19 protein-coding genes are annotated in these 24,869 nt (G+C 38.3%); 17 read left to right on the top strand and 2 right to left on the bottom strand.

Features of this window, described 5'->3' with window-relative positions:
• Window positions 1–120: 120 nt before the first annotated feature.
• The 8 genes from IEV41_RS17380 to IEV41_RS17345 all read left to right on the top strand — a co-directional run bounded on the left by IEV41_RS17380 (window position 121) and on the right by IEV41_RS17345 (window position 9,097).
• Window positions 121–1,779 (top strand): pyridoxal phosphate-dependent decarboxylase family protein, encoded by a 1,659-nt coding sequence (locus IEV41_RS17380; RefSeq protein ID WP_188389783.1) that lies wholly within the window; start codon window positions 121–123, stop codon window positions 1,777–1,779.
• 181 nt (window positions 1,780–1,960) lie between these two features.
• Entirely contained in the window at window positions 1,961–3,460 is a 1,500-nt protein-coding gene (locus IEV41_RS17375) for a methyl-accepting chemotaxis protein (protein WP_188389782.1), read from the top strand.
• A 269-nt stretch (window positions 3,461–3,729) separates the two neighbouring features.
• Entirely contained in the window at window positions 3,730–5,439 is a 1,710-nt protein-coding gene (locus tag IEV41_RS17370; RefSeq protein ID WP_188389781.1) for a methyl-accepting chemotaxis protein, read from the top strand.
• Window positions 5,440–5,581: 142 nt separating this feature from the next.
• Window positions 5,582–6,481 carry an ABC transporter ATP-binding protein gene (locus IEV41_RS17365; protein ID WP_188389780.1) on the top strand — a complete coding sequence of 300 codons (900 nt, stop codon included), beginning with the start codon at window positions 5,582–5,584 and terminating at the stop codon, window positions 6,479–6,481.
• Window positions 6,481–7,218 carry an ABC transporter permease gene (locus IEV41_RS17360; protein WP_188389894.1) on the top strand — a complete coding sequence of 246 codons (738 nt, stop codon included), beginning with the start codon at window positions 6,481–6,483 and terminating at the stop codon, window positions 7,216–7,218. Before IEV41_RS17365 ends, IEV41_RS17360 begins: the two co-directional genes overlap by 1 nt.
• The gene (locus IEV41_RS17355) at window positions 7,219–8,343 is read left to right on the top strand and encodes a sensor histidine kinase (RefSeq protein WP_188389779.1); all 1,125 of its coding nucleotides are present in this window, start codon (window positions 7,219–7,221) and stop codon (window positions 8,341–8,343) included.
• A complete protein-coding gene (locus tag IEV41_RS17350) occupies window positions 8,340–8,945 on the top strand; it encodes a response regulator transcription factor (protein ID WP_188389778.1) in 606 nt (201 codons plus the stop codon). Before IEV41_RS17355 ends, IEV41_RS17350 begins: the two co-directional genes overlap by 4 nt.
• The gene (locus IEV41_RS17345; RefSeq protein WP_188389900.1) at window positions 8,942–9,097 is read left to right on the top strand and encodes a hypothetical protein; all 156 of its coding nucleotides are present in this window, start codon (window positions 8,942–8,944) and stop codon (window positions 9,095–9,097) included. Before IEV41_RS17350 ends, IEV41_RS17345 begins: the two co-directional genes overlap by 4 nt.
• 29 nt (window positions 9,098–9,126) lie before the next feature.
• Here the strand turns inward: IEV41_RS17345 and uvsE are convergent, their stop codons facing one another.
• Together uvsE and cls are read right to left on the bottom strand one after the other, a co-directional pair.
• Window positions 9,127–10,083, bottom strand: a complete 957-nt coding sequence (gene uvsE / locus IEV41_RS17340; RefSeq protein ID WP_188389777.1) for a UV DNA damage repair endonuclease UvsE — start codon at window positions 10,081–10,083, stop codon at window positions 9,127–9,129.
• A gap of 12 nt (window positions 10,084–10,095) precedes the next feature.
• Window positions 10,096–11,298, bottom strand: a complete 1,203-nt coding sequence (cls, locus tag IEV41_RS17335; RefSeq protein ID WP_188389776.1) for a cardiolipin synthase — start codon at window positions 11,296–11,298, stop codon at window positions 10,096–10,098.
• 219 nt (window positions 11,299–11,517) lie between these two features.
• On the opposite strand from cls, the gene IEV41_RS17330 reads away from it, so the two are divergent.
• The 9 genes from IEV41_RS17330 to IEV41_RS17290 all read left to right on the top strand — a co-directional run bounded on the left by IEV41_RS17330 (window position 11,518) and on the right by IEV41_RS17290 (window position 24,852).
• The gene (locus IEV41_RS17330) at window positions 11,518–13,608 is read left to right on the top strand and encodes a (Fe-S)-binding protein (protein ID WP_188389775.1); all 2,091 of its coding nucleotides are present in this window, start codon (window positions 11,518–11,520) and stop codon (window positions 13,606–13,608) included.
• Window positions 13,609–13,797: 189 nt separating this feature from the next.
• Window positions 13,798–14,988: an acetyl-CoA C-acetyltransferase gene (locus IEV41_RS17325; protein WP_188389774.1), complete on the top strand. Its 1,191-nt coding sequence runs from the start codon at window positions 13,798–13,800 to the stop codon at window positions 14,986–14,988.
• Between the two features lie 89 nt (window positions 14,989–15,077).
• Entirely contained in the window at window positions 15,078–15,929 is an 852-nt protein-coding gene (locus IEV41_RS17320) for a 3-hydroxybutyryl-CoA dehydrogenase (RefSeq protein WP_188389773.1), read from the top strand.
• Window positions 15,930–15,955: 26 nt separating this feature from the next.
• Window positions 15,956–17,077, top strand: a complete 1,122-nt coding sequence (locus tag IEV41_RS17315; RefSeq protein WP_268235152.1) for an acyl-CoA dehydrogenase family protein — start codon at window positions 15,956–15,958, stop codon at window positions 17,075–17,077.
• Window positions 17,078–17,094: 17 nt separating this feature from the next.
• Window positions 17,095–18,228, top strand: a complete 1,134-nt coding sequence (locus IEV41_RS17310; protein ID WP_188389772.1) for an acyl-CoA dehydrogenase — start codon at window positions 17,095–17,097, stop codon at window positions 18,226–18,228.
• Window positions 18,229–18,262: 34 nt separating this feature from the next.
• Window positions 18,263–18,901, top strand: coding sequence for a TetR/AcrR family transcriptional regulator (locus tag IEV41_RS17305; RefSeq protein ID WP_188389771.1), 639 nt, complete (start codon window positions 18,263–18,265; stop codon window positions 18,899–18,901).
• Window positions 18,898–22,137 (top strand): fused isobutyryl-CoA mutase/GTPase IcmF, encoded by a 3,240-nt coding sequence (gene icmF, locus IEV41_RS17300; RefSeq protein ID WP_188389770.1) that lies wholly within the window; start codon window positions 18,898–18,900, stop codon window positions 22,135–22,137. The genes IEV41_RS17305 and icmF overlap by 4 nt, the downstream gene beginning before the upstream one ends.
• A 152-nt stretch (window positions 22,138–22,289) precedes the next feature.
• The gene (locus tag IEV41_RS17295) at window positions 22,290–23,336 is read left to right on the top strand and encodes an ABC transporter ATP-binding protein (RefSeq protein ID WP_188389769.1); all 1,047 of its coding nucleotides are present in this window, start codon (window positions 22,290–22,292) and stop codon (window positions 23,334–23,336) included.
• A complete protein-coding gene (locus IEV41_RS17290; protein WP_188389768.1) occupies window positions 23,329–24,852 on the top strand; it encodes an ABC transporter permease/substrate-binding protein in 1,524 nt (507 codons plus the stop codon). The genes IEV41_RS17295 and IEV41_RS17290 overlap by 8 nt, the downstream gene beginning before the upstream one ends.
• Window positions 24,853–24,869: the final 17 nt, after the last annotated feature.

The raw sequence follows: 24,869 nt of genomic DNA, 5'->3' as shown, positions 1-24,869 counted from the left end.
ACCGATATAGGAACTATTGGATGTGATAGGTAATATGTCTTGTATCCGATAAATATAGGTAGATAGTATTGCTCTATCTGCTTGTTATAAACTACAACGAGAGATGAGGAGAGATAGAATATGAAAGAGTTACAACAAATTCAACGATTATTTCCAAGTGAAGATGGAAACGAAGACAGTCAGAGACATTTCCTATCATTGATAGAAATGTTAGTGAAAAATATCGATTCACTTAAAAATCCAGCTCAAACGATGCTCGGGGAATTAAAGGAAAAGTCAGATGACTATTACGAATCTATTATTAAAAATAGTGAAACGCCCTCCAAAGGTATTGCGTTAGAGGAAGTGGTAGATACGTTGGTAAGTTTAAGTGAAGGCCATCCTTATCAAACGAGAAACTATGTGACAAATGCCATCCCTATGGCTAGCATTCCAGGTTTATTAGGATCATTAACAGCAAGTTTATTAAATAGTAATGGTTTATGGGATGTATATGGACCAGCTGCGGCAGAGGCAGAGATAAAGGTTGTTACTATGATGTCTAAATTAGTAGGATATGATGAAAAATCTAGTTCGGGTTATACAACTTGGGGCGGACAAGGTGCAGTATTCACTAGTTTACGATTAGCAATTGCAAAGCAATTTCCTCATGCAAAAGAAGAAGGTATACCGAATAATCTATACTGCTTCGCTTCCGAAAATGCCCACTATAGCCTACTAAAATCTGTAGAAGCAACAGGAATTGGTAGCAGTCATTTAATCACAGTAAAAGCAAATCCACATAACCATGCAATGGATCTTCAAGATTTACACGACAAAATGGAGCAAGTAATAGTACAAGGTGGTATACCAATTTATATTGCAGCAACAACAGGTGCAACTGATTCATTTGGTATAGATGATGTAAAAGGAATGAAGGAGATTGCTGATCAATTAACAGAGAAATACTCATTAAATTCGGTATATATTCACGCAGATTCAGCGATGGGCGGAATGTATTGCGTATTTAATGAGTATGATTTTGAACAAAATCCGTTATCGTTTGAAGAGGAAGTCAAACAAGGATTGATGCAAATTCGCGAAAAGATGAAATACCTACATGTAGCGGATAGTGTATGTTTCGATTTTCATAAATTAGGTCAGACTCCTTATATCTCCAATTTGATAGTAACGAAGAATGGGGAAGACTTTAAGTTACTAGATTTACAGGAATGTGAGACTCCCTATGTTGGTAACCGTGGATATGGAAACTATCATACGAGTTATACGTTGGAGTGTAGTCGAATGGGGAGTGCAATTAGTATTTATGCAGCATTGTTGGCATTTGGTATTGAGGGTTATCAACAAATATTAGCAAACTATGTTCGAGTGAACCACACGTTCCGTAATAAGCTACTAGCTAATTTTTCAAATGTTGCTGTAACGAATAATCATAATCCAGGTCCAGCTACTGCATTCCGTTTTTATAAAGGCCTGCCTAAGTGGGAAGAAGAATGTGAGGGACGTATGTCTTTGAAAGAGATTAATGAAACAAATAAGTGGAATAGCTTAATCTTTGAACAAATCGGTGCGGAAAGGGATAAGGTATTCTTTGGCGATACAACACGACATTGTTTGGTAGACGTTGTAGATAAAGAGGAAGTATCTCCGATTTCAGTAGTGAAGTTCTTCTCCATCTCACCGTATACAACGGTAGAAACGATAGATACATTTATTCATTTTCTCCATGAACAGATAAAACAAGTCGAAGACAATGAGGGAGTGTTGAGTGGTGTTTAAAGTAAAGCATTCACTAGGTAAAAGAATAATGGTAGGTATTACAATATTTATCGTTATATTTGCAATCCTTTTTAGCGGAGTATTTTATGCCGTCTCTTCAAACATTGTTAATAAATATGTATTACCTCAGTTTGAACAAGTCCTTCATTTAAGTATAAAGGACATACATGAGGAACTTAATATGGCACAGGTTGAAGATGCAGATAAAGGATTAATCGCTACTCAAGGTGACCTATCTAAATGGTTAGAAGAGAAAAAGCAAGAATACAAAGTAGAGAATGTATATATATTAACGAAAAAAGGTGGGAAAGAATATGTAGTAGGAGCTGCCGATAGTACAGATGTGGCATATGGTACATCCTATTCTTTCACTGATGCGATGAAGGAAGCATTTAATCAAAAAATAACATACAGCGAGATTTACGAAGATGAGTATGGGGTACATCAATCAGGTTTCATGAGAATAAATGATCATTTTCTATTAGGTATTGATATGGATGCTACTTTTATAGTTAAGTTAAAAAGTATAATCTTATACATCTGCACTGGTTTAACATTATTAATGATAGCAGCTTGTATAATATGTTCGCATTTTATCTTTGCTAAACCTATTACTCGTCGTATTCAGTATGTGTTAGAGGGAACAAAGAAAATGGCTAATGGGGATTTAACGGATAGGGTAGAGGTAAAAGGTGAAGATGAATTATCTCAGCTAGCAATAAGTTTTAATGACATGATAGAACAATTAAGAGAAGTCACGATTAAAGTTATGGAAACATCTGATGTCGTGGCTAATTCTTCTCATTCACTCTCTAATCGAGCGAAAGATATAAATACAATGATTCATGAAACAGCATCATCTGCACAAGAGATTTCTTCAGGTAGTGAAATGATTGTAAGTGTATCAGAGGAAAATGCAAGGGCAATGGAAGAAATTACAGAGGGTGTTCAGGAAATTGCCGTATCTTCTACAAATGTGCTTGAGCAGGCAGAGTTTGCATCGACGGAGGCTGAGAAAGGGAACGTAGTTATTCAAAATGCAATGACGCAAATGAATGCTGTATTACATATATCAATGAAATCTGTAGAACTTATTGAAGTAATGAATCGTCGTACGAAAGAAATTGAAGAGATTGCAACAATTATTACAACTATTGCAGGACAAATTAATTTACTTTCATTGAATGCAGCAATTGAAGCGGCACGAGCAGGCGAGCATGGCCAAGGTTTTGCAGTTGTAGCAAATGAGGTACGTAAACTAGCAGATCAATCGGCAATTTCAGCTAACCAAATAGCGACATCATTAAAAGGTATTCAAGAAGATTCATTGAAATCAGTGGAATCTATGAAAGAAATGAAAGAAGAAGTAGATACTGGTTCAGTACTTGTAAATGAAGCAGGAGAAGCTTTCAGTAAATTACGTACAATTATTGATCAGGTAAATCAACAAACGCATGCTGTTTCAGTAGCAACACAACAAATTGCAGCGAGTACAGAAGAAATTAATGCATCATTAGAAGAAACAGCTTCCATTACGGAAAATGCATTAAATAGTACGCAGAAGATTGCAGCAGCAACACAAGAACAATTAGCAATGATGGAAGAAACGGAAAGAGATATGGAAGATTTAAATAATATGGCGACAGAATTAAAAGAAACAGTAGATTATTTTAAAGTATAGTTGAACAAGAGAGAAATAATTTAATACGATTAGTTCAAATCACGATTTATGCATGGATGGTAGCTCGTATTTATATGCTATAAAAAAGATTTTCTTGCTATTTTTTAGCTTGAAAGTCTTTTTTTATGTAATTATATACGTTTGTCGGATAATACTAAATAGAAACAATGAAATATTTTCCCTTTGTGATAAATCTGTATATTTTGTTTTATCTGATTATTCAGATATAATAAAGATAAATAGATTAAAGATGATAAAGGGGTATATACATGCTTAAGAAGAAGCGTAAACGTTCAATAGGGAGAAAGATTTTTAAAGGGGTTTCTATTTTCATTATTATCTTTGCGTTAGTATTTAGTGGAGTGTTTTATAGTATATCTTCATACATCGTGAAATCACATGTATTAGCGAACTTCGAGAGAACGATTCAGTCCAGTATGTTAATTGTCAAAAAAGAAATTGACTTGTCACTAGTAGAGAGAGCGGTAGAGGACGAGCGAGAATCGGATAAACAAGCATTGGCACACTGGTTGAGTGAAAAAGAAGCACAATATGGTGTAGATCGAATTTATGTATTAGGAAAAATAGATAATGAAGAGTTTATGTTAAGAACTGGGGAATCCGCATTAGAACTAGTTAAATCGTCTTACTCATTCACGGAAGAAATAAACACCGCATTTTCTGGAACACCGATGTTAAGTGATCTGCGTCGCGATGAGTTTGGTGTACATAAGTCTGGCTTTACGCAAATAGATGAACAATTCAATGAACAGTTTGTTTTAGGAATTGATATGGATGCAACATTTATCGATGATTTAAACAACCTTATTTTATATGTGTGTATTGCGTTAACTGGTACGATGGTTGTAATTGGAGGAATATGTGCACGTTATCTTTTTGCAAAGCCACTGACGAAACGAATTAATTATTTACTAGAACATACAAAGAAGATGGCAGATGGAGACTTAACAACTGCTATTGAAGTAGCAGGAGAAGACGAGTTATCACAGCTAGCAAGTAGCTTTAACAATATGAATGAACAGTTACGCGATATGATGAAAAAAGTAGTGACAACATCGAATCTTGTTGCAACTGCATCTCATCTATTAGCAGAGCGAGCGACAGGAATGAAGACGAAAATTCTTGAAGCGGCAGCATCTGCGCAAGAAATTTCTTCAGGTAGTGAAGCAATTGTGAATGTGTCAGAGGAGAACGCACAGGCGATGGAGGAGATTACACAAGGTATTCAAGGTATTGCAGAGTCTTCAACGAGTGTGTTGGAGCAGGCGGAACTTGCGTCAGAAGAAGCAAAGAATGGGGATATAACGATTCAACATGCAATGAAGCAAATGAATTTGGTACTATATACATCAACCAAATCAGTGGGAATAATGGAAGTAATGAATCGTCGAACACAAGAAATCGAAGAAATTGCATCTATTATTACAAGCATTGCAGGTCAAATTAACTTGTTGTCGTTAAATGCAGCAATTGAAGCGGCCCGAGCAGGAGAGAATGGGAAAGGATTTGCAGTGGTAGCAAATGAAGTACGTAAATTGGCAGATCAATCTGCCGTTTCAGCTAGTCAAATTACAGCTTCGTTAAAAGGTGTCCAAGAAGATTCGTATAAATCAGTCGAAGCGATGAAGCAAATGAAAGCAGAAGTAGACGTGGGCTCTGTACTTGTAAATGAAGCAGGAGAAGCATTTAGTAAGTTACGTAGTATGATTGAATGTGTAAATGCTCAGACACATGCGGCTTCAGTAGCTACGCAACAAATTGCAGCTGGTGCAGAAGAAATTAGTGCGTCTCTAGAAGAAACGACTTCTATTACAGAAAGTGCGTTGTATAGTACGCAACAAATTACCGCCTCAACACAAGAGCAATTAATAACGATGAAAGAAAATGAGAAAGAGGTTCATGATTTAGAAGAAACAGCGAGGGAATTGAAGAAATCAGTAAGTTATTTCAAGGTATAACTCAAGGCATAACTACAAGCTGGAGTCTATATAGGCTCTAGCTTTTTTATTTTATGACAAATGTCATATGACATTCATGACACCTATGACTAACGAGCGCATCTGAAAGTTACTACAATAAAGTCATAAGGAGGCGGTCAATATGACAAGCGCAAATATCATTGAAGTGAACAATGTAACAAAAAATTTTGGAACAACAAAAGCAGTACAACATATATCATTTTCAATTCAAAAGGGAAGTATCGTTTCTCTCCTAGGGCCAAATGGAGCGGGGAAAACAACAACAATTTCGATGATGCTAGGGTTAGTACAACCAACAAGTGGAACGGTGGAAATGTTCGGGGAAAATCCAACATCACTATTAGTTCGTCAACGATTTGGAGCGATGTTACAACAAGTAAGCTTTATCGACAATGCAACAGTAGGTGAAACAATTGATTTATTTCGCTCCTATTACAAACACGCACTCCCAAAGCGTGAGCTATTACAACTAGCAGGATTGGAGAAAGAGGAGAAGGTAAAGACAGATAAATTATCAGGTGGTCAAAAGCGTCGTCTTAATTTTGCTTTAGCGATGGCAGGTGATCCAGAAATCCTTTTTCTAGATGAACCAACAGTTGGAATGGATGTTACGTCTAGACAAGTTTTTTGGGAGCGAATGGAGGAGTTAACGAACGAAGGAAAAACCATTATCTTAACAACACACTACTTAGAAGAAATTGAAAAAGTAAGCGATAGAATTATTATGATGAATGATGGTGAAATCATTGAAGATGGAACTCCACAACAATTAAAGAACAAGTTAACGAAGAAAGCAATTTCATGTGTAGCAATTAATGCAACAGAGGAACAATTAAAATCTCTAGCTGCGGTAATAGATGTAAAGAAAGAAAAAGAGAGATGGGTGCTTTATACAGACAATAGTGATGCAACATTATTAGCGTTAACATCAAGCAAGTTAGTTGTATCAGAGATTCAAATGGAGCAAGGCGGAATTGAAGAGGTTTACAAACAATTATTAGAGAGCGGGAGGAATAAATGATGAAGGCGTTTATGATGCAATGCCAGATGGAAGTGAAGCGTACGTTACGTAACAAAATTTTTGTAGGGGCATCGATTTTAATGCCAATTATGTTTTACTATATATTCACAAATGTTGTGAATACGAAAGTTCCAGATCAAGATGCATGGCAAGCAGAGTATTTAATGTCTATGACGGTCTTTAGTGTTATTAGTTCATCTATCTTTGCATTAGGTCTTCGTCTTGTACAAGAGAACGCAGCTGGATGGGCACAACTTATTCGTATCACTCCTTTATCATCCACAGCGTATTTCGGATCGAAAATTGCTGCTCAGTTAGTGATTAACTGTTTTACAATTATCGCCATTTTTTTAGCAGGGTATTTCATAAATGGTGTCGAATTATCAGCGTATGAGTGGATAATGAGTGGCACATGGATTTTACTCGGTTCGATTCCTTTTTTAGCATTAGGTACGCTAATTGGAACATTTAAGCGTATTGATACAGCGGCCGCTATTGGGAATGTCTTGCAGTTAGGATTAGCGATCCTTGGAGGGTTATGGATGCCGTTTTATGTATTACCAGACATGATGCAAAATATTGGGCAATGGTTACCCTCCTATCAATATGGTACAGGGGCATGGGGAATTATCAAAGGCAATACCCCTACTATAGAAAGTGTTGGGATTTTACTCGGCTACTTAGTTTTATTTATGGCACTATCTATATATATAAGAAGAAGACAGGAAGCGGTGTAAATGGAGAAAGAAAGATTTCGGGTTTTTCCGGAGAGCGTAGGGTGGTTCCCGCTTATATGGATGAGTTATTTGCTCCTCCCGGCGTATAATTTAACAAAATTTTCAACGATGCAAATGATCGTTGGGTATATATTGCTACTAATTTTTGCTATTTCGTATCGGAATGCTTACTTTGCGACAAAACATTATGCGTTGTGGGTAGGAATACAACTAGGTATTCTCTGTTATCTTAGTATATTTTATAGTTATCTATTTTTATATATGGGGTTTTTTCCCGCTAGTTTTATTGGATGGTATGAAAAGAAAAAAGGGTTTCTTGTTTCATATCTTATATTAGTTGGCGTTATGGTTATAACCATCGTTACTCATATCGATTCCCTTCTTTCAGATAACAATTTAGGCCACCTTTTATTTTTCTTTATCATATTAGTAGCGCCATTTGGTATGCGTTCTATCGCAGAGAAATCAAGACTTCAAGAACAATTAAACGAAGCAAATAAAAAAATCGAACAACTTATAAAGCAAGAAGAACGTCAGCGTATTGCCCGTGATTTACATGATACGCTTGGGCATACGTTATCGCTCATTACATTAAAAAGCCAATTAGTAGAAAAGTTAATTGATAAAGATCCAGAGCGTGCGAAAAGAGAAGTGAATGAAGTACAACAAACCTCTCGCTCTGCACTTAGACAAGTACGTGAGCTCGTATCAGAAATGAGAGCGATAAAAGTTGTCGAAGAATTAATTGAAGTAGAATGTATTTTAGAAGCGGCGAACATTTCGTTTACGTGTAGGGGAGATACCTCTTTATCAAAAGTATCGTTGTATAAACAAAATGTGATTAGTATGTGTGTGAAAGAAGCTGTAACGAATGTGATCAAACATAGCGGTGCAACGAAATGTTCCATTATATTAGAGCAAATAACAGGGCAATTAGCTATTCATATACAGGATAATGGGCGAGGAGTAGGAGAGACGTATCAGAAGGGAAACGGACTTCATGGTATGGAGGAACGCTTGTCCATTATTGATGGATTCGTTAACATTTCCTCGATACAAGGAACGCTTGTCACTATTACCGTGCCAATTATAGAAAAACAAGGAGAAACTGAGGTGATGGGATGATTTCAATTGTAATAGCTGAAGATCAACGTATGTTGCTTGGTGCACTAGGGGCGCTTCTTGATTTAGAAGAGGATCTTGAAGTGATCGGTCAAGCGTCAAATGGAGAAGAAGCGTGGAAGTTAGTACAAACATTGAAGCCAGATATATGCTTAATGGACATTGAAATGCCAATTAAGACCGGATTAGATGTGGCAGAAGCAATTCACAAGGCGAAGATTTCTAGTAAAGTTGTTATTTTAACAACGTTTGCGCGTGTTGGTTATTTTGAACGTGCGGTGAAGGCTGGAGTAATGGGGTATTTATTGAAAGATAGCTCAAGTGATGATTTAGCTGATTCGATACGAAATATTATGAAAGGAAAGCGTGAATTTGCACCGGAGCTTGTTTTTGGTGTCTTAAAAGAAGATAATCCATTAACCGAACGAGAGCGAGAAGTATTGAAGTTAATTGCAGATGGGATGACAACGAAAGAAGTATCAGGGGCGCTCTATTTATCAGCAGGAACGGTACGAAATTATATGTCTGAGATTTTGAATAAGTTAGAAGTGAAAAATCGGATTGAAGCAATTACACGTGCGAAAGAGAGGGGATGGATAATATGAATTATACGAAATATTACTTTATGCCAGCTTGTACGTTACTTGGATTAGGGATTGGGATGGCATTCGGGCACACAACACCTGGAGTTTTAATTGGTATTGGAGCGGGCTTGTTTTTTATGGCATTATTTGGACATGAGGATAAAGACGAATAAATAAAATGAGGATTGGTGTGTACCAATCCTCATTTTATTTCAAGGACGCCCCCGTCTATTCGTTTGTATCCACGTAGTTTAGATAGTTCTTCCACTAATTGAAGCATTGCTTTATCCTTTGCTTTGCTTTCTACCATCACATCAAAATCAAGCTTGCATGTCTTAGCTATCTCGAAGAAAGGTTGTACAAAGGTCATATCTACATACTCCGCATGGCTCCGAAATTCTTTTTCTGATTTTGGGGAGGAGATGTGTACTTTTGGAATGAGTTTGATATGTTGCCATGTATTGAATATACGAGGAAGCATGTTCTCAAGTATCTCATTGCTCCTATTAGCAAGATGATGATGATAGTCAAATACAAGTGGGATATTTTCTTTCTCGCATACAGCAAGTGTTTCTTCGGCTGTGTACGTTTTATCATCGTTTTCTAATGTCATTTGCTTTTTAATAGGTATAGGAAGTAATTGAATATTCTCATGGAAACGTTCAATTGCTTTTGCTTTGTTTCCGTATGCACCTCCTACATGTATATTCAACATGGATTCTTCTTCAAGCCCCATCGCTTTTAATACATTGTAGTGATACGTCATATCTGTAACAGCATTTTGGGTAATCGTTTCTTTATCAGATGTAAATAAGGTGAATTGTCCCGGATGGAAACTGACGCGCAAGTTATGGTTTTTCACAATCTCTCCAAGCTCTTTCCACTCTTTATCAAAAAGAGAGATATAGTCGAACTCTACCTCTCGGTGAGTAGCGAGTGGGACAATGGTAGAGGATATGCGATATAAGGGAATACCATGTGCAATGTTATAGAAAAGGGCACGCTTTGTATTCGTAATATTTTGTTTCGTGATTGCATACATTTTTTGCTGGCGTTCTTCTTTTTCAAGCGTTTGCCATCGTTTGAAGGTCATCGTCTTTGCAGGAGAAGAATCCCACAAAGAAGTGGCGTGTGCAACATAACCAAATCGAACGAGCATTGTTTTCCCTCCTTACATAAAGGTTGCAACTAACTTTGCAATCTTTTCTTTTACTTTCTCTGCAAAGGAAAGGTGAGCAAAGTAATCACGAGGGATTTCTTCAGACTTTGCTAAGTCTTCTTGCAGAACATCTTTTACATGTGAGATAAATTGTTTGTCATAAATTAAACAGTTCATTTCGTGATTTAGGAATAAACTTCTTAAGTCAAAGTTTGCCGTCCCGATATCGCAAACTACATCATCAACAAGAATTACCTTTGCATGAAAGAATCCATCTTTGTAATGGTATAAATTGCATCCAGCAGCTAACAATTGACGGAAGGAAGGGAACTCAGCCTCACGTACAAGGGGATGATCAGCTTTTAATGGAACAAGGATTGTAATTGTAACGCCTCTTTTAACGGCTTGTAGCAATGCTTCTATAATTTCAGTGTTAGGGATGAAATAAGGTGTACCAATGAATAAGTTGTCCTCCGCTTTATGAATAAGCTCTAGGAAGGTGTGCTTTAAATATGCACCATCTGTTGGAACAAATTTGTGAGCCATAGAACCTTTTGGAAGCGTAGGGAAGTACCTCGTTTCTTTCAACAGGTCCTCCTTTGTATCATCACACCAATCGTGCAAGAATTGTTCTTGTAAATCTTGTACACCTTCTCCCTCGATTCGTAAATGATAATCACGCCACTTCCCTAGTTCCTCATTCAAACCTAAATACTCTTTTCCGATATTGAAACCACCTAAATAGCCGATTTTCCCATCGATCACTGTAATTTTTCGATGATTACGTTGATTTAAGGAATAGAAAAAGAAAGGAAGTCGTATTTTATGACAAAAGGAAAAGTGTACACCAGAGGCACGTAGTGATTTAATCGTTCGCTGAGATAATCGGTAACTTCCGATTCGATCAAGTAATAGACGCACTTCTACGCCTTCTTTAGCTTTCCGCTTTAATAATGCAAGAAATTGCTGGCTTACTTCATCATTTTTTACAATATAAAACAAAATATGAATATGATTCGTGGCACATTCAATTTCGTAAAATAACGTTTCGTATAGCGTCTTTCCATATGTAATAAGTGAGATATCACCATGTCGTAATGGAAATGTTCTTTGTGTCACTTTTTGTAGTTGTTTTTTTCTTCCTAACATGAAGTCAATAGGAAGCCATAACAAAAGGAAAAGTAAACAAATGAGCAGCAGTTTTAGTACAGCCATCGCATGTCATCCTCATCCATTCAAAGTAAGTTGTATAAATGTTCGTTTTTGTTTCCTTCTATTTTGTCGAATTAACAAGAAAAATATAGGTGAATATGATTGAAATTTAATGGAAAAAAATTTGACTGAACATTCATTCAGTATATAATAGAAATAGATATTCTTTTCAGAAAATTTAGTGAAATAATGTTTAGCATGATTTAGAAGGAGGGGGAGCAAATGGGCACATGGTTAATAGTGAACTGGGTAGCGTTTCTTGCAATTACGGCGTATGGTCTTTACTTATTCGGATATTTAATTAAGACGCGAATGGAATACATTAAGCTCGGGAAGAAGGTAGAGTTTGATAAGCAGTACAAAGAGCGTCTAAATAAGATTTGGATCAATGTGTTCGGGCAAAAAAAGTTGTTGAAAGATAAGAAGAGTGGAATCATTCACGTTCTGTTCTTCTACGGATTTATTCTTGTTCAGTTAGGGGCGATGGACTTTGTTTGGAAGGGATTACAACCAGGAGGACATTTACCACTTGGGTTCTTCTATAAAGGATTCACGTTCTTCCAAGAAATTGTGACATTTTTAATTTTAGTGGCGGTTGTTTGGGCATTTTATCGTCGTTATATTGAGAAACTTGTTCGTTTAAAACGTGGATGGAAATCGGGCTTAGTGTTGATTTTTATTGGGGGATTAATGATTTCTGTTTTAGTTGGAAACGGAGCAGGTTTGGTTTGGCATAATGAAGGATTTACATGGTCAGAACCGGTTGCGTCTTCGATTGCATGGGTACTTAGTGGTATAGGAGAAACGGCGGCAATCGTTATTTTCTATATTTCATGGTGGATTCACCTTGTTATTTTACTAACATTTTTAGTATATGTTCCACAATCAAAACATGCACATTTAATCGCAGGACCAGCAAATGTCTTTTTTAATAGGTTGACAAATGTCGGAAAATTAGAAAAAATAGACTTTGAGGACGAATCTCAGGAATCATTTGGTGTAGGGAAGATTGAAGACTTTACACAACATCAATTAATTGATTTATACGCATGTGTAGAATGTGGTCGTTGTACGAGTATGTGTCCTGCAACAGGAACAGGGAAGATGCTGTCACCGATGGATTTAATCTTGAAATTACGTGACCATCTAACGGAAACAGGGGCAATTGTGACGTCACGTTCTCCGTGGGTTCCACAATTTGCATTTGGACAGACAAAAGGAAATCAGTTGGCAATGATAAGTCGAACAGAAGGTCATCAAGAATCAGCTGCAACACTTGAGCGTCCTAGCTTAATTGGTGAAGTTATTACGGAAGAAGAAATTTGGGCGTGTACGACATGTCGTAACTGTGAGGATCAATGTCCAGTTATGAATGAGCATGTAGACAAGATTATTGATTTACGCCGTTACCTTGTGTTAACCGAAGGGAAGATGGAACCAGATGCGCAACGCGCCATGACAAATATTGAACGTCAAGGAAATCCATGGGGATTGAATCGTAAAGAGCGCGAAGCGTGGCGTAAATTACGTGATGATGTGCATATTCCAACGGTAAAAGAAGCAACGAAAGCAGGAGAAGAATTTGAGTATATCTTCTGGGTTGGTTCAATGGGAGCCTATGATAACAGAAGCCAAAAGGTTGCCTTATCGTTTGCGAAGTTATTGAATGTTGCTGGTGTGAAGTTTGCAATACTTGGAAACAAAGAAAAGAATTCAGGAGATACACCACGTCGTTTAGGAAATGAATTCTTGTTCCAAGAGTTAGCGACGAAGAACATTGATGAGTTTGAGAAGGCTGGTGTGAAGAAAATCATTACAATTGATCCACATGCCTATAACACATTTAAGAATGAGTATTCAGACTTTGGCTTAGAAGCTGAAGTTTATCATCATACAGAATTGTTAGCGAAATTAGTGAAAGAAGGTAAGTTGAAGCCGATGCATGAAGTGAATGAGACAATTACATTCCACGATTCATGTTACCTTGGCCGATATAATGAAGTATATGAACCACCACGTGCAATCTTGAAGGCTATTCCTGGCGTGAAACTAGTGGAAATGGAACGCAATCGTGAGAAAGGAATGTGCTGTGGTGCTGGTGGGGGATTAATGTGGATGGAAGAAACAACAGGTAATCGTATTAACGTAACGCGAACAGAGCAGGCATTAGCTGTGTTCCCAACTGTTATTAGTTCTGGCTGTCCATATTGCTTAACGATGTTAAGTGATGGAACGAAAGCAAAAGAAGTCGAAGAATCTGTCCAAACTTTAGACGTAACAGAAATTCTAGAAAAATCAGTCCTAGGTCTATAGTGCAACCTTTGAGTCGATAGAGGCCTCCTTTATAGAGGAATGTGTTGCACGTTATATGAATCATGAAGTAGAAGGCATACACCGTAGAGAGCAAGATGAAAATCTGTTTTGTTCGTCATAGTGTATGCCTTCTTTTCATACATATTACTGATTGAGCGTTCGCTCAAATAGAAGGAGTGGGGAAAAAGAATGACTAGAACTGTTATTGTAAGTGGAGCAAGAACACCGATTGGGAAATTTGGTGGTGCGTTTGGTTCGTTAAAGGCAGCTGATTTAGGTGGTATCGTTATTAAAGAGGTCTTGAAGCGAGCAGACGTTGATGGAAGTGATGTTGGAGAGGTAATTTTTGGTACAGTATTGCAGGCTTCTCAAGGACAAATTCCGTCACGTCAAGCAGCAATAAAAGCTGGTCTCAATTGGGATGTAAAGACAGAAACAATTAACAAAGTATGTGCATCTGGCTTACGTAGCATTACATTAGCAGATCAAATCATTCGCTGTGGTGACGAATCATTGATTGTTGCTGGTGGTATGGAGTTAATGAGCAATGCACCATACTACTTAGAAAATGCAAGATGGGGTTATCGCTTAGGGAACAGTGAAGCAAAAGATTCCATTTTAGCAGATGGTATTACGTGTGCATATTCGGGCTTACACATGGGCATTTACGGTGGAAATGTTGCTGCGGAACATAACATTTCAAGAGAGCGTCAAGATGAGTGGGCTGTTAATAGTCATTTAAAAGCTGTAAAAGCGCAAAAGGAAGGTTTATTCAAAGATGAAATCGTACCAGTCGAAGTTCCACAACGAAAAGGAAACCCATTGTTAGTAGAGGTGGATGAGGGTCCACGTGCAGATACAACATTAGAAAAGTTGTCAACATTGCGTCCTGCTTTTGATAAGAATGCAACGGTAACAGCAGGGAATGCTTCTTCTATTAATGACGGAGCAGCGGCAGTTGTGTTAATGAGTGAAGAACGTGTGTTAGCAGAAGGAAAAAAACCATTTGCATATGTTTTGGGTCACGCGGCAATTGGTGTAGAAGCGAAAGATTTCCCTCTAACGCCAGGATACGCAATTAATGCGTTATTAAAGAAAACAGGAAAAACAGTGGACGAAATTGACTTATTTGAAGTAAATGAGGCATTTGCGCTTGTTGCAGTAGCGTGTGAAGAAACAGCAGGTGTCGATTTAAGTAAAATGAATGTAAATGGTGGTGCTGTTGGACTAGGGCATCCAATTGGCGCAAGTGGATGTCGTATCGTTGTGACGTTAATGCATGCATTAAAGCAACGTGGTGGCGGCATTGGTATTGCGGCGATTTGCAGCGGCGGCGGTCAAGGTGATGCAATTATGATTGAAGTACCGAAAAGTGAATAATCTTTTTGTCTAAACATACTGTCACAAGGCATACATCTGTATTCCTTGTGATGTGTGTGTATCTTAACGAAAGGGATGTGACGAGAAGAATGAACGTACAAAATATCATGGTTATTGGAGCAGGGCAGATGGGGGCTGGTATCGCCCATGTATGTGCAGCGGCAGGTTATCGTGTTTGGTTACAAGATATTCAAGAAGAGCAAGTGACACGAGGACTCGAAACAATTACACGTAACCTTGCAAGACAAGTAGAAAAGGGACGTTTAACAGAAGAAGAGAAAGTGAATATTTTGCAACGTATTACACCTACTACTGACATTTCTCCAGTAAAAAACGTAGAACTTGTCATCGAAGCAGTGATTGAAAAGATGGACATTAAGAAAGCTATTTTCCGCCAATTAGATGAATTAGCACCGTTACATACTATTTTAGCGACAAATACATCGTCTCTTCCTATTACAGAATTAGCAGCAGTAACGAAGCGGCCAGAAAAAGTAATTGGTATGCACTTCATGAATCCAGTACCAGTGATGCAGTTAGTAGAAATTATACGTGGCCTGCAAACAGGGGATGCGGTGTATGAGACGATTGAAGCAGTAACAAAAAGTGTTGGTAAGACGCCAATTGTTGTGCATGATTTCCCTGGATTTGTGTCCAATCGTATTTTGCTGCCGATGATTAACGAAGCCATTTATACGTTATATGAGGGTGTGGCAACGAAAGAAGCCATTGATGGCATTATGAAGCTTGGGATGAATCATCCGATGGGACCATTAACCTTAGCTGATTTCATTGGCCTTGATACATGCCTCTATATCATGGAAGTACTACATGAGGGATTAGGGGATGATAAGTATCGCCCTTGTCCATTGTTACGAAAGTACGTACATGCAGGATGGCTTGGTAAGAAAAGTGGAAGAGGATTTTATGAATACAGTTAATTTGCTCACGTAGAGGGGGTAAGTGTGTGTTTACAGCAGAACAACAAAACATGCAACGTATCATCCGAGACTTTGCACAAAAGGAAATAGCTCCTTTTGTGCCACAGATGGAGCAAGGAGTGTTTCCGACAAAAGTAGTGAAACAAATGGGTACATTAGGATTAATGGGTATCCCTATCCCTAACATCTACGGTGGCATGGAGGCGGATTTTACATCGTATATTATTGGATTACACGAACTTTCAAAAGTAAGCGCTACCATAGGGGTGATTCTTGCTGTGCATACGTCTGTATGTACAAATCCTATTTTGTACTTCGGTACAGAGGAACAGAAGAAAAAATACGTGCCGAAGTTAGCGTCTGGGGAGTACATAGGCGCTTTTGCTTTAACTGAAACGCAAGCCGGATCAGATGCAGGGAATATTCGCACAACAGCAGTCAAAAAAGATGATTATTATGTATTGAATGGCTCCAAAGTATTCATTACGAACGGTGGAGAAGCAAATGTCTATATCGTATTTGCGAAGACGAACTTGAATAAAGGGGCAAGAGGTATTTCAGCTTTTATTGTAGATGCCGATACGGAAGGATTTATCGTTGGTAAAGATGAGAAGAAGATGGGATTACACGGCTCTCGGACGGTGCAATTAACATTTGAAGATATGAAACTACGAAAGGAGAGTTTGCTAGGAGAAGAAGGAAGAGGCTTTAGTATTGCCATGGCTAACCTTGATGTAGGTCGTATTGGTATTGCAGCACAAGCACTTGGGATAGCAGAAGCAGCATTTGAATATGCGCTTCGATATGCGAAGGAAACGTACAGAGAAGGACAATTACTACTAGATAATCAGCTTATCGCAGGTATATTTGCCGAGATGGCGACGACTATTGAAGCTGCGAAACTATTAGTCTACCGGGCTGCCTCTTTGAGGGAACGAGGGGTGAAATGTAGCAAAGAAGCCTCGATGGCAAAAGTATTTGCTTCCAAAACGGCAGTAGATATAGCCACGAGAGTTGTTCAATTAGTTGGTGAATACGGTGCAACAACAGAGACGCCAGCTGAGCGTTATTTCCGAGATGCGAAGATTACCCAAATATACGAAGGTACGAGTGAAATACAACGTATCGTGATTAGTAAACATATATGAACCAGGGGGAATAGAAAATGAATTTTCACTTATCAGCAGAACATGAAATGATTCGAAAAATGGTACGCGAATTTGCAAAAAATGAAGTGGAACCGACAGCCGCTATTCGTGACGAGGAAGAGCGCTTTGACCGAACAATCTTTGATCAAATGGCATCGCTGGGCTTAACAGGTATTCCGTGGTCAGAGGAATATGGCGGTATCGGTAGTGACTATTTAGCGTATGTAATTGCGGTAGAAGAATTATCTCGTGTATGTGCATCTACTGGCGTAACATTATCGGCCCATACGTCATTAGCTGGATGGCCGATTTATACATTCGGAACAGAAGAACAGAAGCAAAAATATTTACGTCCAATGGCAGAAGGAACGAAGATGGGGGCATATGGCTTAACTGAGCCAAATTCAGGATCGGATGCAGCAAGCATGCGTACAACAGCTGTGCGTAACGGGGATCATTACGTATTAAATGGTTCGAAGATCTTCATTACAAACGGTGGCGAAGCGGATATTTATGTTGTGTTTGCTCTAACAGATCCATCATCGAAACATAAAGGGACAACAGCATTCATTATTGAAAAAGATACGCCAGGATTTTCAGTTGGTAAGAAAGAGAGCAAATTGGGTATTCGTTCTTCCTTAACGACAGAAATTATCTTTGAAGATTGCAACGTACCAGTTGAAAATGTATTAGGAGTAGAAAATGAAGGGTTCAAAATTGCGATGCAAACATTAGATGGAGGTCGAAATGGTATTGCAGCACAAGCAGTAGGAATTGCACAAGGAGCGCTAGATGCGGCTGTTTCGTATGCGAAGGAGCGTCATCAATTTGGAAAGCCGATTATTCAGCAACAAGGAATTGCGTTCAAGTTAGCTGATATGGCGACGAGTGTAGAGGCGGCGAGATTATTAACGTATCAGGCAGCTTGGTTAGAGTCGCAAGGGCTACCATATGGAAAGCAATCGGCAATGTCAAAGTTATTTGCGGGAGATATCGCGATGCAAGTAACAACAGAGGCAGTACAAGTATTTGGTGGATATGGCTATACAAGAGACTATCCAGTTGAGCGTTACATGCGTGATGCGAAGATTACGCAAATTTATGAAGGTACACAAGAAATACAAAGGCTTGTTATTTCAAGAATGTTATAGAAGGAGTATTTTCGAGAAAAGGTGGTTGAGAACAATGAAGCCAACCATACATGCCTCTGTGAAAGATGAAAAGCTCATTGCGCTACGACGAAGTCAACTCATTAATGGCGCGATGAGCCTTTTTAAACAAAAAGGGTTTCATCGCACAACAACGCGAGAAATTGCAAAAGAAGCAGGATTTAGTATTGGTACGTTATATGAATATATTCGTACGAAGGAAGATATTTTGTATTTAGTATGTGACAGTATTTATGGAGAAGTACGAACACGCCTTGAAAGTGTCATTACGAGTAGTGACGGTTCGCTGCAAAATGTCATTGTGGCAATGTCGAACTACTTTAAAGTAATGAATGACTTGCAAGATGAAGTGTTATTCATGTATCAAGAAGTGCACTCACTTTCTAAGGAATCAAGGAAATATGTACTTCAAAAAGAATTAGACATGGTTAGAATGTTTGAAGTGTTACTCTCTCAATGTGTTAAGAACAATGTAGCTTCTTTAACAGAAACGGAAGTGAAGTTTCTTTCTAATACTATTTTTGTACAAGGACAAATGTGGGCATTTCGTCGTTGGGTGATCCAGAAGCTTTTCACAATGGAAGAGTATATTACGATGCAAGCAACATGGTTAACAGAGTTTATCCAAAGCAAAGGGACGGGGGTTAACAAATGATTGTATCAGATGTATATGAAACGACGTGTAAAGTTCGTTTTGTTACAGCTTCTAGCTTATTTGATGGTCATGATGTTTCAATTAATATTATTCGTCGTTTGTTGCAATCAAGTGGGGCAGAAGTCATTCACCTTGGACATAACAGATCTGTCGAAGAAATTGTGCGAGCTGCTATTCAAGAAGATGTACAGGGTATTTGTATTTCTTCCTATCAAGGTGGTCATATGGAATATTTTAAATACGTGTATGACTTGCTACAAGAAAAAGGAGCATCGCATATTCGCGTATATGGTGGCGGAGGAGGAGTTATTCTTCCTAGAGAAATTGAGGAACTACATCAATACGGTATTGCTCGTGTATTTTCACCAGAGGATGGCCGGAAATTAGGGTTGCAAGGTATGATTAATGAAATGTTGAAGGAATGTGACTTCCCAACAATCCGAGATTTGACAGACGATTTAGAGCGAAACGGACATTTAGATATTTTACAAATTGCGAAATTAATTACATGGGTGGAGAAAAATGTTGGGAACCAGCAAGGGGATGTTTTGGAGCGGATCACGCTTCAAGAAGGAAAAGCGCCAGTCATTGGTATTACGGGGACAGGCGGGGCTGGAAAAAGCTCATTAACAGATGAATTAATTCGTCGTTTTTTGCAAGAGTTTCCTGAAATGAAAATTGCGATTTTATCTGTAGATCCGACAAAACAAAAGACAGGTGGGGCATTATTAGGTGACCGTATTCGTATGAATGCTATTCATTCACCAAACGTATACATGCGAAGTTTAGCAACGAGGGGATCGCGCTCAGAGTTATCACCAGCTGTGAAAGATGCAGTACGTGTATTGCGAGCAGCCCTTTTTGATTTAATCATTGTAGAGACAAGTGGTATCGGACAAGGGGATGCAGAAGTTGCAACAGTGAGTGACATTAGTATGTATGTGATGACGAGTGAGTTCGGTGCACCAACGCAGTTAGAGAAAATTGACATGATTGATTATGCGGATTTAATAGTTATTAATAAGTTTGAGCGTAAAGGTTCAGAGGATGCGCTAAGGCAGGTACAGAAGCAATATCAGCGAAGTCGTGTGTTATTTGAGAAACAACTAGATGAGATGCCTGTATACGGAACAATTGCAAGTCAGTTCAATGATATAGGTACAAATAATGTTTTTTTGAAGCTTGTTGATTTAATGAATGAAAAGGCAAATAATTCTCTTACAACGAAATGGATTAAACCAGGAAAAGTAGAAAAGCAAAATGTTATTATCCCAACAGATCGTCGTTATTATTTACGCGAAATCAGTGATACAGTAAGAAAATATCATCGTGATAGCAACAAGCAAGCAGAGATCGCATCAAAGGTATATCAATTAGAGGGAGCAATTGATGCGCTGCAGGAGCAACCTGCTACCGTTACTACGGTACTTACAAAAGAAAAGAAACGATATGAAAATACCTTGTCAACAGAAGCGAAGTATATCCTCGACTCGTGGAACAATATGAAGGAACGTTATACTTCTGATACGTATGTAACGAAAATTCGTGACAAAGAAATTATAACAAAATTAATCACAACAACATTATCTGGAACAAAAATCCGCAAAGTACTCTTACCAACATACAAAGACTATGGTGATATTTTAACGTGGGTACGTACAGAAAATGTACCTGGTTCTTTCCCTTATACAGCCGGAGTATTCCCATTTAAACGAACAGATGAAGATCCAAAGCGACAATTTGCTGGAGAAGGTCCACCTTCAAAGACGAATGCACGCTTTCACTATTTATGCAAAAATGACGTAGCGAAACGTTTAAGTACTGCATTTGATTCCGTAACATTATACGGAGAAGACCCTTCATATCGTCCAGATATTTTTGGGAAAATTGGAGAAAGTGGTGTGAATGTTTGTACGTTAGATGATATGAAGGAGTTGTATAGTGGTTTTGATTTATGCCATCCATCGACCTCTGTATCTATGACGATTAACGGCCCAGCTCCAATTTTGTTAGCGATGTTTATGAATACTGCAATTGATCAGCAAGTGGAAAAGCGTGAGCAAGAGCTTGGTAGAATGTTAACGACTGAAGAATATATAGAAACGATGCAAAAAACATTGCAAACGGTACGTGGTACGGTTCAGGCGGATATTTTGAAAGAAGACCAGGGCCAGAATACGTGTATTTTTTCGACGGAGTTTGCGCTTCGTTTAATGGGAGATATTCAAGAGTACTTTATTCAACAAAAAGTACGTAACTATTACTCTGTATCTATTTCTGGTTATCATATTGCAGAGGCAGGAGCGAATCCAATCTCCCAATTAGCTTTTACACTAGCAAACGGCTTCACATATGTTGAATATTACTTAAGCAGAGGAATGCATATTGATGACTTTGCACCTAACTTATCGTTCTTCTTTAGCAATGGATTGGATGCGGAATATAGCGTAATTGGTCGCGTCGCACGACGTATTTGGTCAATTGTGATGCGTGATAAATACGGAGCAAATGATCGGAGTCAAAAATTGAAGTATCACGTTCAAACGTCTGGCCGTTCCTTGCACGCACAGGAAATTGCTTTCAACGATATTCGTACGACGCTTCAAGCACTAATGGCTCTTCATGACAACTGTAATTCACTTCATACAAATGCATATGATGAAGCAATTACAACACCTACAGAAGAATCTGTGCGACGTGCGATGGCAATCCAACTTATTATTACGAAGGAACATGGATTAACGAAAAATGAAAATCCTTTGCAAGGTTCGTTCATTATTGAAGAGTTAACACATCTTGTAGAAGAAGCAGTGCTACAAGAGTTTGAACGGATGAATGACAGAGGTGGCGTATTAGGTGCAATGGAAACGCAGTATCAACGTGGGAAAATTCAAGATGAATCGATGCATTATGAGATGCAAAAGCATAGCGGGGAATTACCGATAATTGGTGTGAACACGTATTTGAATCCAAATGAATCGTTAGCTGAGGAATTAGATAATTTAGAAATAGCACGGTCAACATATGAAGAAAAAGAATTACAAATAATCAATTTACAATCCTTCCATGAGAAACATGCGGAGAGAGTAGAAGAAGCACTCCTACGTTTAAAAGAGGCAGCGATGTCAAACGCCAATATATTCGCTGAATTAATGGAAACAACAAAAGTTGCGAGCCTGGGGCAAATTACGAAAGCGTTATATGAAGTTGGTGGACAATATCGCCGTAATATGTAATGGTGAGCAGGTATATTCATGTACGAATATACCTGCTTTATTTACTAGGAGGGTGCGGTGTTGGAATAGGGGGGATTGTGGTAAGCTAATGCATATTAGTTGAAATTGATAGCTATACACTTCACAATGCTAAGAAAGAAAGGAGTGAACGTATGATTACATTTGAACATGTATCAAAAGTTTATCCAGATGGTACGAAAGCGGTAAACGATTTAAATTTACATATTGAAAAAGGAGAGTTCTTCGTCTTTATTGGACCAAGTGGCTGTGGGAAAACAACGACGATGAAAATGATGAACCGTCTAAATGAGGTGACTTCGGGAACAATTCTTATTAATGGAAAGGAAATCCACGACTATAATATCCACGAACTACGTAGAAATATTGGCTACGTTCTACAACAAATTGCGTTATTTCCACATATGACAGTTGAGGAAAACATTGCGGTTGTACCTGAACTAAAAAAATGGTCAAAAGAAAAAATCCACAAACGCGTAACAGAGTTATTAGAGATGGTCGAATTAGATCCTCAAGTCTATCGGCATAAAAAGCCCAATGAACTTTCCGGTGGTCAGCAACAACGGATAGGAGTTATTCGTGCATTAGCAGCAGACCCGGATATAGTGTTAATGGATGAACCATTTAGTGCACTGGACCCAATCACAAGAGAACAATTACAAAATGAAATGAAAGAGTTACAACAGAAAATCAAGAAAACGATTATTTTCGTTACACATGATATGAACGAAGCACTTTTACTAGGAGATAGGGTTTGCTTGATGAGAAAAGGGGAAATTGTACAGTGTGATACACCGCAAATGATTGTACAACAACCGGCGAATGACTTTGTTCGTGAGTTTCTCAGTACGCATACGAATACATATAACATAGAAGAAATGATAGACACAGATTTCAAACCGTTTAGTTCAGAAGCGGAAGTAAATGTGACAAGAGAGAAGTTCTTTGTACTTGATGCACAAGGTGTTGTTCGCGGAATAACAGAGAATGGGGAAATTCGATCGACAGAAGCAGTTCTTTCAATGGATACGAATATAGAAGAAGTAATGAAAAAGTTAACGGAAGTGGGGATGCTAGCTGTAGAGAAAGAAGGAAGAGTAATTGGAGTCATCACAAATGAGAGTGTGGTTCGATATTTACACCGCTCCATGCAAGAAAAGGTGGTAAGTAGTAATGGATAGTTTGTTTCAAGTATTCGAGGATAGGCAAGAGCAAGTGATAAAAGCGTTACTTGAGCATATTCAGCTATCACTCATTGCATTAATTATGGCTGTGGTTATTGCGGTGCCACTTGGGATTTTCTTAACGAGAAGAGAGAAAATTGCGGAGGGTATTATCGGTGCATCAGCAGTTCTTCAGACTATTCCTTCATTAGCTTTATTAGGTCTATTAATTCCACTTGTGGGAATTGGAAAAGTACCGGCTATTATTGCGCTTGTTGTGTACGCGTTATTACCAATCTTACGTAATACGTATACAGGAATTAAAGAAATAGACACCGCACTTGTCGAAGCTGCCAAAGGGATGGGAATGACAAGTCTTCAACGTCTTGTGAAAGTAGAATTACCACTTGCATTTCCAGTTATGATGGCAGGCATTCGAACGGCGATGGTGTTAATTGTTGGAACAGCAACCTTGGCAGCTTTAATTGGAGCAGGTGGTTTAGGAGAAATTATTTTACTCGGTATCGATCGAAATGATCATCTGTTGATTCTATTAGGAGCGATTCCAGCTGCATTACTTGCCCTTATTTTTGATGGGCTCCTTCGGATTGTGGAAAAAATATCTTCTGCAAAATCGATGAGGACGACTGGAATCGTTGTTGTTATTGTCTTTATGATAATGGCAGCTCCTATGTTAGCAACTAAATCGAGCAAAGCAGATTTAGTTATTGCTGGGAAGCTTGGATCAGAACCAGAAATATTAATTAATATGTATAAGCTGCTTATTGAGGAGTATACGGACTTAGAGGTGGAACTAAAACCAGGGTTCGGAAAGACTTCGTTTGTTTTTAATGCGTTAGAAGCTGGGGAAGTTGATATTTACCCTGAGTTTACTGGAACAGCGCTTTTTACATTCTTGAAAGAAACAAATACCTCTAATGAGAAAGCTGCTGTGTACAAACAAGCAGCAGAAGGAATGGAAAAGGAATTCGGAATGAAGCTATTGCAACCAATGGCGTTTAATAATACGTATGCATTAGCGACAACGAAAGAGCTAGCAGCGAAACATAATTTACAGACAATTTCTGATTTGAAAAAAGTACAGACAGACGCAAGGGTAGGTTTTACACTTGAATTTTCAGATCGTGAAGATGGGTATAAAGGAATGCAAGATTTATACCATCTTACGTTTGCACAACTAAAGACAATGGAACCAAAACTTCGTTATACGGCAATCGAAGCAAATGAAATTGATGTAATTGATGCATATGCGACGGATAGTGAATTGGCACAGTATAATTTACATGTACTTCACGATGATTTATCCCTATTTCCTCCGTATCAAGGTGCGCCGTTAATGAAAAAAGAAACATTAGCGAAGTATCCAGAGCTAGAGGGTGTACTCAATAAATTAGCTGGGAAAATTATAGATGATGAGATGAGAAAGATGAATTATCTTGTGAATGTAGAAGGGGAAAGCGCTGCTGATATAGCCAAAGATTTCTTACAAGAAAAAGAATTAATTAGTAAATAAAAAGAGTGTCATCCATG

Origin of the sequence: Priestia taiwanensis (genome assembly GCF_014638355.1) — a bacterium.
Classification (GTDB): domain Bacteria; phylum Bacillota; class Bacilli; order Bacillales; family Bacillaceae_G; genus Priestia_D; species Priestia_D taiwanensis.
Note: the sequence above shows the minus strand (reverse complement) of the source record. Positions and strands in the feature narration are given on the sequence as shown.

Coding starts and splice junctions, on each gene's coding strand:
- IEV41_RS17380 (WP_188389783.1), top strand. CDS start 121: ATGAAAGAGTTACAACAAATTCAACGATTATTTCCAAGTGAAGATGGA.
- IEV41_RS17375 (WP_188389782.1), top strand. CDS start 1,961: ATGGCACAGGTTGAAGATGCAGATAAAGGATTAATCGCTACTCAAGGT.
- IEV41_RS17370 (WP_188389781.1), top strand. CDS start 3,730: ATGCTTAAGAAGAAGCGTAAACGTTCAATAGGGAGAAAGATTTTTAAA.
- IEV41_RS17365 (WP_188389780.1), top strand. CDS start 5,582: ATGACAAGCGCAAATATCATTGAAGTGAACAATGTAACAAAAAATTTT.
- IEV41_RS17360 (WP_188389894.1), top strand. CDS start 6,481: ATGAAGGCGTTTATGATGCAATGCCAGATGGAAGTGAAGCGTACGTTA.
- IEV41_RS17355 (WP_188389779.1), top strand. CDS start 7,219: ATGGAGAAAGAAAGATTTCGGGTTTTTCCGGAGAGCGTAGGGTGGTTC.
- IEV41_RS17350 (WP_188389778.1), top strand. CDS start 8,340: ATGATTTCAATTGTAATAGCTGAAGATCAACGTATGTTGCTTGGTGCA.
- IEV41_RS17345 (WP_188389900.1), top strand. CDS start 8,942: ATGAATTATACGAAATATTACTTTATGCCAGCTTGTACGTTACTTGGA.
- uvsE (WP_188389777.1), bottom strand. CDS start 10,083: ATGCTCGTTCGATTTGGTTATGTTGCACACGCCACTTCTTTGTGGGAT.
- cls (WP_188389776.1), bottom strand. CDS start 11,298: ATGGCTGTACTAAAACTGCTGCTCATTTGTTTACTTTTCCTTTTGTTA.
- IEV41_RS17330 (WP_188389775.1), top strand. CDS start 11,518: ATGGGCACATGGTTAATAGTGAACTGGGTAGCGTTTCTTGCAATTACG.
- IEV41_RS17325 (WP_188389774.1), top strand. CDS start 13,798: ATGACTAGAACTGTTATTGTAAGTGGAGCAAGAACACCGATTGGGAAA.
- IEV41_RS17320 (WP_188389773.1), top strand. CDS start 15,078: ATGAACGTACAAAATATCATGGTTATTGGAGCAGGGCAGATGGGGGCT.
- IEV41_RS17310 (WP_188389772.1), top strand. CDS start 17,095: ATGAATTTTCACTTATCAGCAGAACATGAAATGATTCGAAAAATGGTA.
- IEV41_RS17305 (WP_188389771.1), top strand. CDS start 18,263: ATGAAGCCAACCATACATGCCTCTGTGAAAGATGAAAAGCTCATTGCG.
- icmF (WP_188389770.1), top strand. CDS start 18,898: ATGATTGTATCAGATGTATATGAAACGACGTGTAAAGTTCGTTTTGTT.
- IEV41_RS17295 (WP_188389769.1), top strand. CDS start 22,290: ATGATTACATTTGAACATGTATCAAAAGTTTATCCAGATGGTACGAAA.
- IEV41_RS17290 (WP_188389768.1), top strand. CDS start 23,329: ATGGATAGTTTGTTTCAAGTATTCGAGGATAGGCAAGAGCAAGTGATA.